Origin of the sequence: Psychrobacillus vulpis, assembly GCF_006861825.1 — a bacterium.
In the GTDB taxonomy this organism is placed as follows: Bacteria; Bacillota; Bacilli; order Bacillales_A; family Planococcaceae; genus Psychrobacillus; species Psychrobacillus vulpis.
Genome location: NZ_VDGI01000008.1, coordinates 79,534 through 94,455 on the forward strand (window position 1 = coordinate 79,534; position 14,922 = coordinate 94,455).

At 36.6% G+C, this 14,922-nt stretch carries 13 protein-coding genes and 2 riboswitches; of the genes, 9 read left to right on the plus strand and 4 right to left on the minus strand.

The window, feature by feature from the left end:
* Positions 1–24 precede the first annotated feature (24 nt).
* Positions 25–129, minus strand: a riboswitch (SAM riboswitch).
* 175 nt (positions 130–304) lie between these two features.
* Positions 305–460, plus strand: a riboswitch (SAM riboswitch).
* Between the two features lie 73 nt (positions 461–533).
* From mtnK to FG384_RS09325, 6 genes are all read left to right on the plus strand, one after another.
* The gene (mtnK, locus tag FG384_RS09300) at positions 534–1,724 is read left to right on the plus strand and encodes an S-methyl-5-thioribose kinase (RefSeq protein ID WP_142642324.1); all 1,191 of its coding nucleotides are present in this window, start codon (positions 534–536) and stop codon (positions 1,722–1,724) included.
* Positions 1,721–2,782, plus strand: coding sequence for an S-methyl-5-thioribose-1-phosphate isomerase (mtnA, locus tag FG384_RS09305; protein ID WP_142642325.1), 1,062 nt, complete (start codon positions 1,721–1,723; stop codon positions 2,780–2,782). Before mtnK ends, mtnA begins: the two co-directional genes overlap by 4 nt.
* A complete protein-coding gene (locus tag FG384_RS09310) occupies positions 2,772–3,851 on the plus strand; it encodes a sugar ABC transporter substrate-binding protein (RefSeq protein WP_142642326.1) in 1,080 nt (359 codons plus the stop codon). Before mtnA ends, FG384_RS09310 begins: the two co-directional genes overlap by 11 nt.
* Before the next feature lie 155 nt (positions 3,852–4,006).
* The gene (locus tag FG384_RS09315; protein ID WP_142642327.1) at positions 4,007–5,509 is read left to right on the plus strand and encodes a sugar ABC transporter ATP-binding protein; all 1,503 of its coding nucleotides are present in this window, start codon (positions 4,007–4,009) and stop codon (positions 5,507–5,509) included.
* Positions 5,484–6,503, plus strand: coding sequence for an ABC transporter permease (locus FG384_RS09320; RefSeq protein ID WP_142642328.1), 1,020 nt, complete (start codon positions 5,484–5,486; stop codon positions 6,501–6,503). The genes FG384_RS09315 and FG384_RS09320 overlap by 26 nt, the downstream gene beginning before the upstream one ends.
* Positions 6,504–6,593: 90 nt before the next feature.
* A complete protein-coding gene (locus tag FG384_RS09325; protein WP_142642329.1) occupies positions 6,594–7,796 on the plus strand; it encodes an MFS transporter in 1,203 nt (400 codons plus the stop codon).
* Between the two features lie 422 nt (positions 7,797–8,218).
* Here the strand turns inward: FG384_RS09325 and FG384_RS09330 are convergent, their stop codons facing one another.
* The 3 genes from FG384_RS09330 to FG384_RS09340 are packed head-to-tail and all read right to left on the minus strand — an operon-like array spanning position 8,219 to position 10,720.
* The gene (locus FG384_RS09330; protein WP_142642330.1) at positions 8,219–8,863 is read right to left on the minus strand and encodes a TetR/AcrR family transcriptional regulator; all 645 of its coding nucleotides are present in this window, start codon (positions 8,861–8,863) and stop codon (positions 8,219–8,221) included.
* 32 nt (positions 8,864–8,895) lie between these two features.
* The gene (locus tag FG384_RS09335) at positions 8,896–10,002 is read right to left on the minus strand and encodes an ABC transporter permease (RefSeq protein ID WP_142642331.1); all 1,107 of its coding nucleotides are present in this window, start codon (positions 10,000–10,002) and stop codon (positions 8,896–8,898) included.
* Entirely contained in the window at positions 9,980–10,720 is a 741-nt protein-coding gene (locus FG384_RS09340; protein WP_142642332.1) for an ABC transporter ATP-binding protein, read from the minus strand. The genes FG384_RS09335 and FG384_RS09340 overlap by 23 nt, the downstream gene beginning before the upstream one ends.
* Before the next feature lie 163 nt (positions 10,721–10,883).
* Between FG384_RS09340 and FG384_RS09345 the strand changes: the two genes are divergently transcribed.
* Together FG384_RS09345 and FG384_RS09350 are read left to right on the plus strand one after the other, a co-directional pair.
* Positions 10,884–11,240, plus strand: a complete 357-nt coding sequence (locus FG384_RS09345) for a DUF488 domain-containing protein (RefSeq protein WP_142642333.1) — start codon at positions 10,884–10,886, stop codon at positions 11,238–11,240.
* A gap of 203 nt (positions 11,241–11,443) precedes the next feature.
* Positions 11,444–12,367, plus strand: coding sequence for a CapA family protein (locus tag FG384_RS09350; protein ID WP_142642334.1), 924 nt, complete (start codon positions 11,444–11,446; stop codon positions 12,365–12,367).
* 493 nt (positions 12,368–12,860) lie between these two features.
* Here the strand turns inward: FG384_RS09350 and FG384_RS09355 are convergent, their stop codons facing one another.
* A complete protein-coding gene (locus FG384_RS09355; RefSeq protein ID WP_142642335.1) occupies positions 12,861–13,757 on the minus strand; it encodes a LysR family transcriptional regulator in 897 nt (298 codons plus the stop codon).
* Between the two features lie 108 nt (positions 13,758–13,865).
* Between FG384_RS09355 and FG384_RS09360 the strand changes: the two genes are divergently transcribed.
* Positions 13,866–14,897 carry a YeiH family protein gene (locus FG384_RS09360; protein WP_142642336.1) on the plus strand — a complete coding sequence of 344 codons (1,032 nt, stop codon included), beginning with the start codon at positions 13,866–13,868 and terminating at the stop codon, positions 14,895–14,897.
* Positions 14,898–14,922: the final 25 nt, after the last annotated feature.

Sequence of the window (14,922 nt, forward strand, 5' to 3'; positions counted from 1 at the left end):
AGAAGAGGTTAAAGGTTTAACGACTTCTTATTTCTCAGTCAAATGACTGCAAGAATTAGCACCGTGTTCATCATTGAATCGGTTGCCGGGTATCATAGGGCTTGTCCCTCCACCTGCTCTAAATAAGAAAAAGTTATTCAATTGGGATTATTATGTATTGTCAAATTCATAATGATTATTTCATGCAAAATAAAAATTGTCAACATAGTTTTTCGAATGTTTATCAAATTAAAAAAACATTGACAATTCATTTTTGGATATGCTAGGATTCATTTCAAACAGCATAAAGTTGTAACTAATAGCACTCTTATCAAGAGCAGGCAGAGGGTAATGGCCCGATGAAGCCCAGCAACCGACCGTAATACCGTTGTGAGACGGGGCGCTTTACGCGCCGAGATGAACATCTCGTAAGGCACGGTGCTAATTCCATCAGAAAGGTAAACTTTCTGAAAGATAAGAGGCGAGAAGTCTCTTATTCTACGCCTCTTTCTTTGAAAGAGGCTTTTTATTTTGTAAAAGAAAGGTAGAGAAGAATGACCATAGCTACAAAAAAACAATATGAATCATTAACAGAACAGCGTGCAATTTTATACGCAGAAGGATTGAACTTCTTTTCAGAGGATGCGAAGTTGGCATGTCGCGAAATTGGTGACGGTAATTTAAATTATGTTTTTCACATTACGGATTCCAAAAGTGGAAAGGGGATCATCATAAAACAAGCATTACCGTATGCAAAAGTAGTTGGTGAAAGCTGGCCGCTAACTTTAAAGCGCGCAGCAATTGAAGCAAACGCGCTTAAAAAACATGGGGAATTTGCGGCAGGATTAGTACCTAAAGTATATGCAACAGATGAGGAACTAGCGATTACCGTAATGGAAGATCTGTCACATTTGACAATTGTTCGAAAAGGATTAATTCAACTAGAATCATATCCGAAGTTAGCGTCGGACATAGGGGTATATCTTGCAAAAACTCTATTTCATACATCTGATTTTGCATTACATCCATTTGAAAAGAAGAGACTAGTTTCAGAGTTTTCCAATCCTGAGTTATGTAAAATTACCGAAGATCTTATTTTTACAGATCCATTTTTTGATCATGAAACAAATGATTTCGAGCCTTCCATCCGAGCTAATGTAGAAGCTATTTGGAGCAACGAATCTTTAAAACTAGAAGTTGCAAAATTGAAGAAGAGTTTTTTAACAGAAGCAGAAGCGTTACTTCATGGAGATTTACATACAGGTAGTATTTTTGCGAGTGAAACAGAAACGAAAGTAATCGACCCAGAGTTTGCTTTTTATGGACCAATTGGTTTCGATATAGGATTATTTCTAGCTAATTTGATCGTTCAAACGATTTCTAGAGATGGGGAACAGCAACTCGTTATACTGCATCACATTGAACAAACATGGGAAGTATTTTCTTCTGAGTTTTCGGAACTTTGGAAAAATAAAGCTATCGAATCCTATAAAGATACAAAGGGTTTTGAAGAATACGTTTTAGACAAAATTTTCACAGATGCACTTGGTTTTGCTGGATGTGAATTAATTCGACGTACTATCGGTTTAGCACATGTAAATGACCTGGATGGAATTGCAGACGATGAAAAAAGAATTCTGACCAAGAAGCAAGCTTTACAAATAGGTGAAGCACTTATCTTGAAGCGCAAAGAAATTAAGTCTATTAAAGCAGTGGTTTGGTTGCTTGAGGAGTTGTATAAATGAGTATTCCGTTATCGATCGAATGGAACAATAAGAGACTTAAGATTTTAGATCAGCAAAAACTTCCGCTCGAAGTGGACTATCTAACACTCGAAACACTTGAAGATGTGTACGATGCAATCATAACGTTAAAAGTACGAGGTGCTCCTGCTATTGGTATTACGGCTTCGCATGGATTAGCTGCTACGGCACAACGTTACGAAACAAATTCATTGGAACAATTTCATCAACTTTTATGTAAAGATGCTACGTATTTAGCTGAATCAAGGCCAACAGCAGTCAATTTAGTTTGGGCTTTAGAACGTCTACGTAACGCTGTTCAAAATGCTGCGACTGTTCAAGAAGCGAAGGAACGGCTATTAGAAGAAGCAGAGATTATACACAAGGAAGATGAAGCATCGTGCCGAACAATTGGTGAATTTGCTTTATCCTTACTAGGAGATGTTACAAAGGTTATGACTATTTGTAACGCAGGCACAATTGCTACAGCAAAATACGGCACAGCACTAGCACCCTTCCATCTCGGTAGTGAACGAGGAAAACAGTTTCAAGTATTTGCTTGTGAAACTAGACCAGTGTTTCAGGGTTCAAGACTTACTGTTTGGGAGCTTCAACAATCTGGAGTAGATGTCACATTAATTACAGATAGTATGGCCGCACATACAATTGGAGCAAAAGGAATTGAAGCAATTATCGTTGGAGCAGACCGAATCGTTGCAAACGGCGATACTGCCAATAAAATTGGAACGTTTAACTTGGCATTACTAGCTGCAGCTTTTCAAATTCCATTTTATGTGGCAGCTCCTTCCTCTACTTTTGATTTAACAATTGAAAGTGGTGAAAAAATACCAATAGAAGAACGTCCTTCAGAGGAAATAACACATATTGCTGGTAAGCAGGTGGCTCCAAACGACACGAAGGTATACAATCCAGCATTTGACGTGACGCCATCTAGCTTAATATCAGCGATTATTACAGAAAAGGGAATCATTTATCCAGAATACAACGAAAATATTTCTGCAATATTGTCATTAGAAAAAGGAGATAATCATGAAAATTAAAACAAGTTGGGTACTAACAGCATTATTAATAATTGGATTAATACTAACGGGATGTCAGCCAAAGGGAGATGCAAAGGAAGAATCTCTTTCTTCAACTTCAGCGGAATCTTCCGAAAATCCACTAGCAGGAAAGAAAATTGCATTAATTCTTCAACAAAATCTCGGCACTTTCTCTGCGCAATACATTGAAGGCGTCAAAGAACAGGTGAAAAAGTTCGGTGGAACAGTAACTGTATTTAACTCGGAAGGTGATTTAGCAAAAATGGCATCTAATCTGGATGCTGCTGTAAACCAAGGGGTAGATGGAATATTAATTGACCACGGTACAAAAGAGGCGCTTAACCAAGGTGTACAAAAAGCTGTAGACAAAGGAATTTCAGTTGTAGCATTTGATGCAGGAGTTGAAGTAGAAGGGATAACTGTATTAGAGCAAGGCGACCAGCAAATGGCAGAAATGACTTTGAATAAGTTAGCAGAGGACGCAAACGGTGAAGCGAATATCGTGAAAATTTGGGTTGCAGGTTTTGCACCGATGGAAAGACGTCAAGTCGCTTACGAGAAATTTCTAACAGAAAATCCAGGAATAAAAGAAATTGCTACATTCGGAGCAGCGACGGCTAATACTGCTTTAGATACACAATCTCAAATGGAGGCAGTATTAAAGCAATATCCAAATGAAGGGGAAATTACGGCTGTATGGGCAGCATGGGATGAATTTGCAAAAGGCGCAGTACGTGCTATTGAGCAGGCAGGAAGAACTGATATTAAAGTTTACAGCATTGATATGAGTGATGAAGATTTGCAAATGATTCAAAAAGAAAATAGCCCATGGGCAGCGTCAGCAGCTGTAGATCCAATGGATATTGGTCGTATCCAAGTGCGCTATTTGTACCAAAAAATTAATGGAGAAAATCCAGAGGAAAAAATCGTTTTAGAGCCTGTGTTTGTGGATGCATCTAAACTTCCAAAGGAAACAGTGACAACAAATAGTTTGCACGAGTTTATTGAAGGTTGGGGAGCAAGTGAACAAGGTTATACAGATGCATTGAGAGAATTGGAACGTCAGTAACTATAACATAAAGGATGAAGCTCTAGCGCTCAGCCCCTCAAGGTTAAATACAGTTTCTTCTATTAGGTGTGAAACTGCCTCTTCAGAAACTAGCATTTACCTTGTCGGAGCTGAAATAGGCGCTTGTGCTTTTCTAAGAGAGGAGCATATTTACAATGAAACCTTTTCTCTCGATGAATGCAATACACAAAAAATTTGGCAACGTGAACGCATTGGAAGATGCAGAGTTCCATTTAGCAAAAGGTGAAGTGCATGCATTGCTAGGGGTGAACGGCGCCGGGAAAAGTACGCTTATGAAAATTTTATCGGGTGTGTATGAACAGGACAAAGGCGATATCGTGCTGGAGGGAAAGAGAATTCGGTTACGATCGCCGAAAATAGCAAAAGAACACGGTATTTATTGTGTATATCAAGAAGTAGATACGGCAATTATTCCAGAATTATCTGTCGCGGAAAATATTATGCTCGATACAATTGCTACTGGTAAAAATTTGTTTGTCTCTATGCCAAAACTTTACGAGGAAGCACGAAATGCACTGAAGGAATTGCAGGTGGAAACCATCTCTTTACAGCAGGCGGCTTTTAAGCTTTCGCTAGCTGAAAAGCAATTAGTGCTAATTGCACGAGCACTTGTAAGCTCTGCAAAAATAATTATATTTGATGAACCAACTGCACCACTATCAATCCATGAGTCTAATAAGCTATTTTCAGTAATACATAAACTGAAGGATAGAGGAGTTGGTTGTGTATTCATTTCACACCGTCTTCCAGAAGTGTTTGAAATTAGTGATCGAATCACCGTTATGCGGGATGGAAAACTTGTTCAAACATATAACACTGCTGATGCTGAACAAGAAACGATTATAGAATCTATGCTGGGCGCATCTTTTAGTGAGGAACAGAAGAAACGAAATAATACTTTAGGAGAAATATTATTCCAAGTGGAGGGCTTATCAGATAACCATAAATTGAAAAACCTTTCTTTTACCGTCTCAGAAGGTGAAATTGTTGGCATTGTTGGACTCGTAGGTGCGGGAAAAACGGAGTTAGCAAAAGCGTTGTTTGGTATAGAACCTTTGAGAAAGGGGATGGTTGAGCTTTCTGGTAGATCTATAAATGTGAGGCATCCAGTAGAAGCAATAAATGCTGGTATAGCACTTATACCAGAGGAACGTAGAAAAGAAGGCCTTTTTGTGCATGAATCGTTACAAACAAATGCTTCTTTTCCCAACTTAAAAAAGTTTTCGCGTTTACTATTCATGAATAAAAGAGCGGAAAAAAGTTTCGCAAAGGATATCATTCATCGGTTGCAAATTAAAACGAATGACACAGATACACCACTTGTCCATTTAAGTGGAGGAAATCAGCAAAAAGTAGTCATTGGAAAATGGATGTCCCTTGATTCGAAACTCTATTTATTTGATGAACCGACAAAAGGTGTTGATATTGGCGCTAAAGCAGACATTTTTAAGCTGATTCGTGAGTTAGCAGAAAGCGGAAAAGGCTGCCTTTATTTTTCGAGTGAAATTCACGAAGCGATTGGTATTTCCGATCGTATTTTAGTCATATATAACGGTCAAATCGTGAAGGAATTTTCACGTGAAGATGCGACCCAGGAAAGGATTTTGTTGTATGCAAGCGGTGGAAAAGAAGAATAAGGTGAAAGAGAGTGGAATACAATTTTTATATAAATACGGAGCTATTGCCTTATTACTTGTCATTATTTTATATTTTAGTTCAATTAGCGAAGCTTTTTTTACATACGGTAACTTTACGGATATATTGCGTTCCATTTCCATTGTTACGCTTTTAGCTATAGGAGTGACATTTACGCTAGTCGTAGGCGGCTTTGATCTATCCGTTGGTTCCACGATGTCATTATCAACCGTAGTAACGGCTTCACTAATGGTATGGTATGAAATGCCACTTTGGCTTGTTCTAATACTACCGATTCTAATTGGCGTACTAGTAGGTTTACTTAATAGCTTTCTTATTGTTGTAATTGGTATTCCTGACTTACTTGCTACGTTAAGCATGATGTACATTGTTGCTGGCTTTCATCGTACATATACGGAAGGTTACTCCATTTATAACAATATGCCATTAACTTCCGGTGGAAATGCTCCTGGACAATTATCCGAAGCATTTCTTTGGATTGGTCAAGGAAGAATGTTAGGTTTACCTGTCCCCGTATGGATCATGCTTGTGATGGTGTTGCTGGCTTATGTAGTACTCCACCATACCCGTTGGGGACGCGTTTTATATATGACAGGTGGAAATGCAGAAGCTGCAACATTATCAGGTGTAAATATCCGAAAAGTAAAATGTGCTTCCTATGTAATTTCTGGAGTTTTTGCTTCCATGGCAGGTATATTATTTACTGCACGGGTTGGTTCGGGGCAAATTGATGCTGGTGCACCATTGTTAATGGAAGCAGTAGCAGCAGTCTTTGTTGGATACTCTGTTCTCGGGGCTGGGAAACCAAATGCTATTGGAACATTCTTCGGGGCGGCGGTAATTGGTATTTTGCTAAATGGATTAACGATCCTGAACTTGCCCTATTACGCATTCGATATTATTAAAGGTGGGGTATTAGTTTCAGCACTTGCTGTTACATATGTGTATGCCAAAAAACGGTTTACTCAAACTTAATAAATTTTGTGTCTCGAAGTACTTGTTTTCTTATACGGCAAGTATATAATTCTAGCATATCCTATATTAATTATAGAATGGGCTGACAGTATGAAACGACCGCATAATGAAAAGATTAGTATTTATCATGGAATGGCTTCAACTATTGCACTTAACTTTTCGAATAACTTTTTTCCAATATTCGCGATTACAATATTAGGAGCAACGAATTATCAGGTTGGTCTAATTAGTTCTTTGCCTCCATTAATTGCGTTATTAATGACTATTCCAGCAGCTATTTTATTGAATCGAGCTAACGCTCAAAAGAAGCTAGTGGCAATGTCTGTATTACTCGCTCGATTGATGTTTTTATTTATCGTTTTAGTTGTTTACTTGCCGTCTACTTCGATACAAGCATGGGCATTTTTAGGGGTTATTGCTTTCATCAGTGTGCCGAATACTGTAGCCAATGTAGGTTGGCAAACTCTCATTAGTGGAATGATTAATGAATCTAGAAGAGGACAATTTTTCAGTGATCGAAATCGTCTACTGACAATGGTAGGACTTGTGTCTACGTTGCTTATCGGTATTTTAATGAAAGATGCTTCGGAAAGTATTGTTGCTTATCAAATCCTATTTTCAATCGCTTTCGGTTTTGGTTTATTAGAAGTGTTTTTCTTATTAAGACACGAAGAAGAAGTCGTGCGAGTTGAGAATGATCAAGTAAAAAAGAAGTCTATGGATTGGGGTATTTTTAAACATTCCAATTATGTTTGGTTTTTAGCTGCCGCTCTCTTTTTTAACTTTGCTTGGCAAATGGCTTGGGGTTTATTCAATATATATAATGTACGAGTAGCTGGTGCAACGATTTTTTGGATTAGTATGTTCTCTGTTGGTAGTATGCTTATGCAAATTTTAACGTTTCCTTTATGGAAAAAGTGGGCCGACAAATATTCTAATATGCGTGTATTTATATGGGCTGCAATCGGAATGGCGACAACTCCATTTTTAACGGTATTATCTACGAATTTGTATTACCTGACACTTATTCAAACGACTTCAGGATTCTTCTTGTCAGGGACAGTTTTGATTTTATTTAATTTACTATTAGAGCAATCGCCTGAAAAGTCTCGTACGTATTGCATTACAACGTATAATGTACTGCTTGCTTTTGTTGCATTTGTTGCACCACAAGTTGGTATTTGGCTTTTAGATCAATTAGGTATGGAAACAGCGATGTATATTAGCTCTTCCTTGCGTTTTTTAGGTGCTGGAGGCTTTTTATATGTCTATATGCGTAATAGAAAACGCTGAGAATTTGACAAAAAAAGAAAAGAATCCATTTGTGCGCTTCTGCTTGTCGACAAATACATTTTTATGAATCAAATGTATTAAGAACATAATGATTACTGTGCTTTTCCTGTAGCAATCGCTCCAGGCGGTCGCTTTCCGCGGGCTCGCGCCAAGCCTCCTCGGCTTTGCCTGCGGGGTCTTGAACTGTCTCGCTGTCCCGCAGGAGTCGCCGCCTTCCGCACATTTTTATCTTCAGACCCCGCAGGAGCACATGTTTTTGGCTGTGACGAGGAGGCTGAAGCCAAGCCCGCTGAAAGCGAAGGGTGGGCCCTGCTAATTCTCTTTATACATGCATCTCTATTCATTGTAAAACGAATTTGTCTACAGTCTAAAGCGTCCATTTGTGCGCTTTTCTTTTTTTGCAATGTATTTGAATAGATCTATTATTTTTTACCTAATCCATGCATGATAAATTGAATAGTACGTTCAGTTTCAAGCTCATCATCCCATTCACTTTCTGGGAAAAAGATATAACGAGAAATTAAGTAACCAAATATAGTTGAAATAACTAATCTTGCAGCACTTAAAGTTGGCATTTCTATTAGCTGACCTTTATCTTGATAACTTTTAATCACTATCAAAATACGATCAAATGTTTTTCTAGCTATTTGTTCAAGAAATTGCTCCCTTAGTTCCGGTTGAAAAGGAATTTCCTGAATCATAATTTTTATAACAGGAAGCATTTTTTTTATAATTTCTCTTCGTTTTTCAATCGCTGCTCTTAAAAAATCTTCGGCATGTTCATACGGACGATCTAGTACTTTATGAAAATCATTCACAATGACAGGGCCTATTAGTTTTGTCATAAGCGGAGCAACGATGGAAACGAGCAATTCTTTTTTTGTTTTATAATGCCGAAAAATGGTACCTTCTGCTACCCCAGCTTTTTTGGCGATTTCATTAGTAGAAGTAGCAGCATAGCCCTTTTCAGAAAAGGATTCAATGGCAGCAACGATAATTTTTTTTTGCTTTTCGGTTAATTTTTCTTCTTCAAATAGTTGTTGTAATAATATTTCTTCTTCGGACATCGCCTGCTCCTTTCTAACGCCACATCTTATCTTTATATTTTTCGATACTTCTTTAAAGCAAAAATATTTAAAACAATAAACACGAATGCAAATCCTACTAATACAAGAAGGTCGTATTTAATACTATCGATTCCTAAGCCTTTATACATAACGTCTACTAACGCATTTCCACCATAGTACATTGGCATGAATTTAGCAATAATTTGCATCCATTCTGGCATTCCCTCAATCGGGAGAATACCTGCGAAGAATACTTGTGGAACAATAGCTATTGGTATAAACTGCATCATTTGGAACTCGGAATTTGCAAAAGCTGATAATAGTATACCTAACAGTAGTGCAACAAGGGCGAGAGAAAAATTTATCAGAATAACGTTCCAAAGAGAACCTACAAGCATAATATCTAATACTTTGACAGCATAAAAAACAACGAAAAGCGTTTGGATAATAGCAAATAGTCCATAGCCGACTAAATACCCAAAAACAATATCCCTTCTTTGGATGGGTGTTGCCATTAGTCGGTCTAGCGTGCCAGTTGTTCGTTCTCGCAATAATCCAATTCCAGAAATGAGAAAAACGAAAAAGAATACAAAGAAACCGACTAAAATAGGACTTAATTGATCAAAAAAAGTAGTATCATTACTGCCGTATATATAAGAAGTATTTATCTCTGGCGTTTTTGCTTTGTTCAGATTAACTGGTACATTTGGAAGTTTGTATTGAATATCTTGAACAAATTTGGATACATTATTTGCTTGTTCTTTTGCAGATTCAATGGAAATAGCCTGCATTATTTTTGTTTGTAGAACTTTCGATGAAGAAGGTTGATCATTCGTGAGTGTTAAAGCAACCTTTTCTCCTTCCATTTGAAGCATACCGTCTAAACTATCATCCATTATAATTTGATTTGTATTTTTTAATTGTTCATATTGGATAACTACAATTTCTTTTTCTTTTAATTGCTCTATAAGACCTTCTTCTACACCACTTACACCTAGTCTAGGAGAGGTTGTTTCATCTGAAAGTAAATAGTGCAAAAGAGTAAGAATGACGAGTGGTGCAATCATCATTAAAGCGAGCGTACGTTTATCTCGTATCATTTGGATACAAATTCGTTTAACTAATGCGATTGTTCTCATCTTTTTCACCTCCAGCTTTTAAAAATACTTCTTCCAAGCTATTGATTTCATAATGATTTTTCAAATCTAAAGGAGATCCACTCGATATAATTTCGCCGTCTCTCACCATAGCAAGTTGATCGCATTTTTCAGCTTCGTCCATTACATGGGTTGTGATTAATATTGTTTTTCCATCATTTTTTAGACGAGTAATCTCCGCCCAAATAGATTTTCGAAGTTCTGGATCAATCCCAACAGTCGGCTCGTCTAATATTAAAATTTGCGGATCGTGTATTAATGCAACTGCTAGCGATAGTCTTCGTTTCATACCACCTGAATAATTTTGAACTTTTTTTGTTAGATGAGGAGTTAGATTAACTAAATCCGCTGCGTATGCAATTCGCTCATTTTGCACATGTTTGTTTAATTTATATAGCTTAGCAAAAAAAGCGAGATTTTCTTGGCCAGTTAAGTCATTGTATAATGCATCTGCCTGCGCCATATAGCCAATTTCCTGTAGCAAATTTAAATTCGGAACTTTTGTATTTAATACTTGTACTTGGCCATTGGAAGGTTGGTCCATACCAACAATGATTTTTACTAGAGTTGTTTTACCCGAACCAGAAGGACCGATTAGGCCAAATATTTGCCCAGAATTTACTGTAATACTTATGTTATTTAAGACCGTTTTTTTTCCAAAACTTTTACTTATTTGATCTAATACAATAGTTGAAGTCATTTATAAACCTCCTTTTGAAAATAAAAGTGAGTAATCACTCACTTTTATTATATGTATATTTCCTTAAAGTACAATAGTAATTAGAAAAAATATTCATACTATTAATTTTTGAGAATGGGTAAACTTATATTGGTAGGGAATAATATGTAAGGGAGATAGTTTTATGGTAATAAAATTAAAGCGAGCATATGAAGAACCTTCTAGTGAAGATGGGATTCGAGTGCTAGTTGATCGAATGTGGCCAAGAGGTGTATCGAAAGAAAAATTAAACCTCCATTTTTGGATGAAGGAAGTAACACCTTCTAAGGAATTATGTAAATGGTTTAATAATGAACCTGCTAAATTTGATGAATTTGCAAGTCAATACAAAGCAGAACTAGGGGAAGAACAATTGAAAGAATTAGTAATACTCATTACAGAAAATACACAAGATGTGACACTTGTTTATGGAGCAAAAGATGAAAAATATAACCAAGCAGTTGTTTTAAAAGAAGTATTAGAACAAAAATGTAGCCTTTAAAATATTCTACGTATGCATTTAAATTTTATTATCATTATGAAGGGGGATTTACTGTAAAAGTTCTATTTTCATTTTTAATATCACTTATTTCGGTCTTATTCTATTTTAATTCTCAAATTACAACACCGTTTAATGAAAAGTTCCACGGGAAACAATTTTCGACATTTCATATCGATTATGAAGAAGAGAGAATAGAGATTGGCATGATAGGAGATATATTATTGCATCTTCCATTGTACAATTACACAAGTTTTCTAGACTCTTTTGGACCAGTAAGAGAAGAACTGGAGTCATTAGATATTTTAATAGCCAATCAGGAGTCGATCCCTGCTGGTGCCGAATTTGGATTGTCAGGATATCCGAACTTCGCCAGCCCTTCTCATATTGTTGGGGATTTGAAGGAAGTTGGTGTAGATTTGATATCGATGGCGAATAATCATACACTCGATCAAAAAGAAGCTGGCGTTTTGTCAGCTATTAATCATATGAAATCATACAATATGCCCTATGTTGGAGCATACGAATCGTTAGAAGATCGAAAAACAGATCGAATTATTCAAGTAGATAATATTGATTTTGGATTTCTTAGCTATACGTACGGGACAAATAGCCACGAAACACCGGAAGGGAAAGATTATTTAGTAAACCTAATAAATTCCAAACAAATCGCAGAAGATATTCGTGCGTTGAAACAAAAAGTAGATATTGTTGTTGTGAGTATGCATTGGGGGACGGAATACGAGATTAAACCAAACGACAATCAGAAACAACTAGCGAAGATGATTGCAGATGCAGGTGCAGATATTATCTTTGGCCATCATCCACATGTTATTCAGCCTTATGAGGTGATTACAACGAGTAGTGGTCATCAAGCACACGTTTTTTATTCGTTAGGGAATTTCTTTTCCGCACAAAAAATGGAGAATACGGATGTCGGTGGAATAGGAAAATTAGAGATCTTAAAGAAAAGCATTAATGGTAAAGAAGTGTTGAGCATAGAGAATCCTTCTTTCGTTTCGACAGCTGTTGTGAAAGGAGAGCCATTTACAGTTAATCTGCTTGTAAATGTGGAAAAACAAATCGGCAAGACGGATAAGTGGGTACAGCAACATGTATTTGGTGAATGAACAACTACAAGTGGTGTTTTCTAGCTCCCCGCCAGTAAAGGTGAGGGAAAGCAGGGCACTGAAAAGGTCTCTATAATTCCACTTTGCCAGATAGGGTGTCCAAAAGTTTAATTAATATGAAAATCGTTGAAACGGCTCCCTTTCCGGAGGCCACTGAAAAACCAAAATTCAGAAAATAAAGTCACCACTTGAGAAGTATATTTGTATCAAAATTGGCATGACGTCCCCATAAACACCCTAAAAAGTGAAGGAATTATGGGATTTCGTTTTTATTTTTTGAAAAAAAGTGACTTTTTCAGTGACCTCCCTTTCCGCGGGCGTTACCTCAGCCTCCTCGCTTCGCTGTGGGGTCTTCACTAACACTATTCCCGCAGGAGTGTCGCCTTTTCAACGATTTTCTAGAAATGAAAAAACGCGATTAATGCTCTTAATTTCAACTCTTTTTAAGTTCCTTTGAGTAAAGGATAGCGGCTTTTGTATTATAGGTGAACCATTAATCGACTATATTTCTTTTTTGTTGCAGTATCTTTTTAAATGCACTCACTGATTTTTTATCTTCTATAATATTCGAACGTACGCAGAAGAAAAGTCGCTTAAAAGATACATGATTAAGTGGAAGGATGAAAAGATTCTCTTCTTGAATATCCCTTTCGATAACATGAGTGGATAATAGGGATAAACCGATGTTGCTGCTCATAATCATTTCTTTAATCCCTTGGTTACTACTAATAGTAATAATAGATTTTATTTTTAATCCATTGGAGCGAATAACATGTTTTAAATATTCTCTTGTTCCAGAGCCTTCTTCTCTCATAAACCATAGTTGATTTTGGAGGTCATTTAAAGCTACCGATTGCTTTTTAGCTAATTTATGTTGTTTGGATCCAACAATGAATAATTCATCTTCCATGAAAGGCTCTACTAATAAATTTTTGTCGTATGTTGGACCTTCTACTAATCCGATATCAACTTCGAGTAATCGAACAGATTGTACAATTTCCTCCGTATTCCCGATAAAAACTTCAAGTTCAAGGTCCGGATATTTGGTGTGAAGCTCTACAACTAAAGAAGGTAAGATATATTCTCCAATTGTAAAGCTTGCACCAATAATAAGTTTTCCTTTCATTTCATCATGATGCTCAGAAATATCTATTTGAGCTTGCTCGTACATCGAAAGTATTTGCTTCGCGCGTTCATACAAAATTTCACCAGTTTCTGTGATCTTTAAAAATTTTGGTGATCGGATAAATAACTCTGTGTTAAATTCCTTCTCTAAATTTTTTATATGCAAACTGACACTAGGTTGGGAAATGTGCAGGATCTCAGCTGTTTTTGTAAAATTTTTGACCTCCGCTAGAGTTGTAAAGGTTTTTAATGCATCATAGTACAAATACATCTCTCCTTATTATTAAAAAATTTAATAGTTTCTATGAGTTATATGTATTTTACTAATAACTCACTCTTCGGTAAAGTTTGGGGTAAGAGGAGGGCGTGAGAAATGAGCCAAACAATAGGAAATTTTCTAGAACGAAAAAACCTTCAGTCATTTAGTGCAGGGATAGGAATCACATTTATCATTGCCATTATTGCAAAAGTATTAGTTGGAATTCCATATTTATCGATTATAGGACAATTAGTAATAGCGATATTATTGGGAATGATTTGGAGTACTACAATTGGTGTACCGACAAAACTTCAAAAAGGAGTCACTTTTTCAAGTAAAAAACTGTTACGTATTGGCATTATTTTGTTAGGAATGCGTTTGAATTTAGTCGATATATATCACGCTGGCTTAAACGTATTTTTGATTTCAATTATTAATGTAGCATTTGCGTTAGCAGTCGTTTATGGACTTACACTTTTATTTGGTATTGATAAAAAGTTGGGTATTCTAACTGCTTGTGGTACAGCTATATGTGGTGCTGCTGCAATTGTAGCGATTGCTCCTCAAGTAAAAGCAAAAGATGAAGAAACAGGAGTTGCTGTTGCTACAATTGCCATATTAGGAACATTGTTCACTTTAGTTTATACTCTACTATATCCTATTTTGGATTTAACAGCGAAGGGCTATGGTGTATTTGCTGGGGGTACCTTACATGAAATTGCGCACGTTATTGCGGGGGCATCACCAGGAGGGGATTCAGCAGTAGATCTAGCTGTAATTGTAAAGTTAACACGTGTGGCATTATTAGTTCCCATTGCTTTAGTAATTGGATTTATTGTACAAAAAGGCAACAAATCAGAGGAGAAAAGCAAATTCTCCTTATCTACTATTCCTTGGTTTATTTTAGGGTTCCTAGCAATGAGTGGCTTAAATACACTTGGTATTTTTTCTGAAACGATAGCAAATTTTATTGTTAGTATCGCTTATCTTCTACTAGCAATGGCAATGGCTGGACTTGGGCTTAATATTGATATTCAGTCTTTTAAAAAGTTAGGTTTAAAGACTTTTGCTGCGGGACTCATAGGCTCTATTCTGTTATCAGGTTTAGGCTATTTACTTGTATTAATGTTTCATTTAAATGTCTAAAGAATTGGTTATGAAAAAAAGGAGG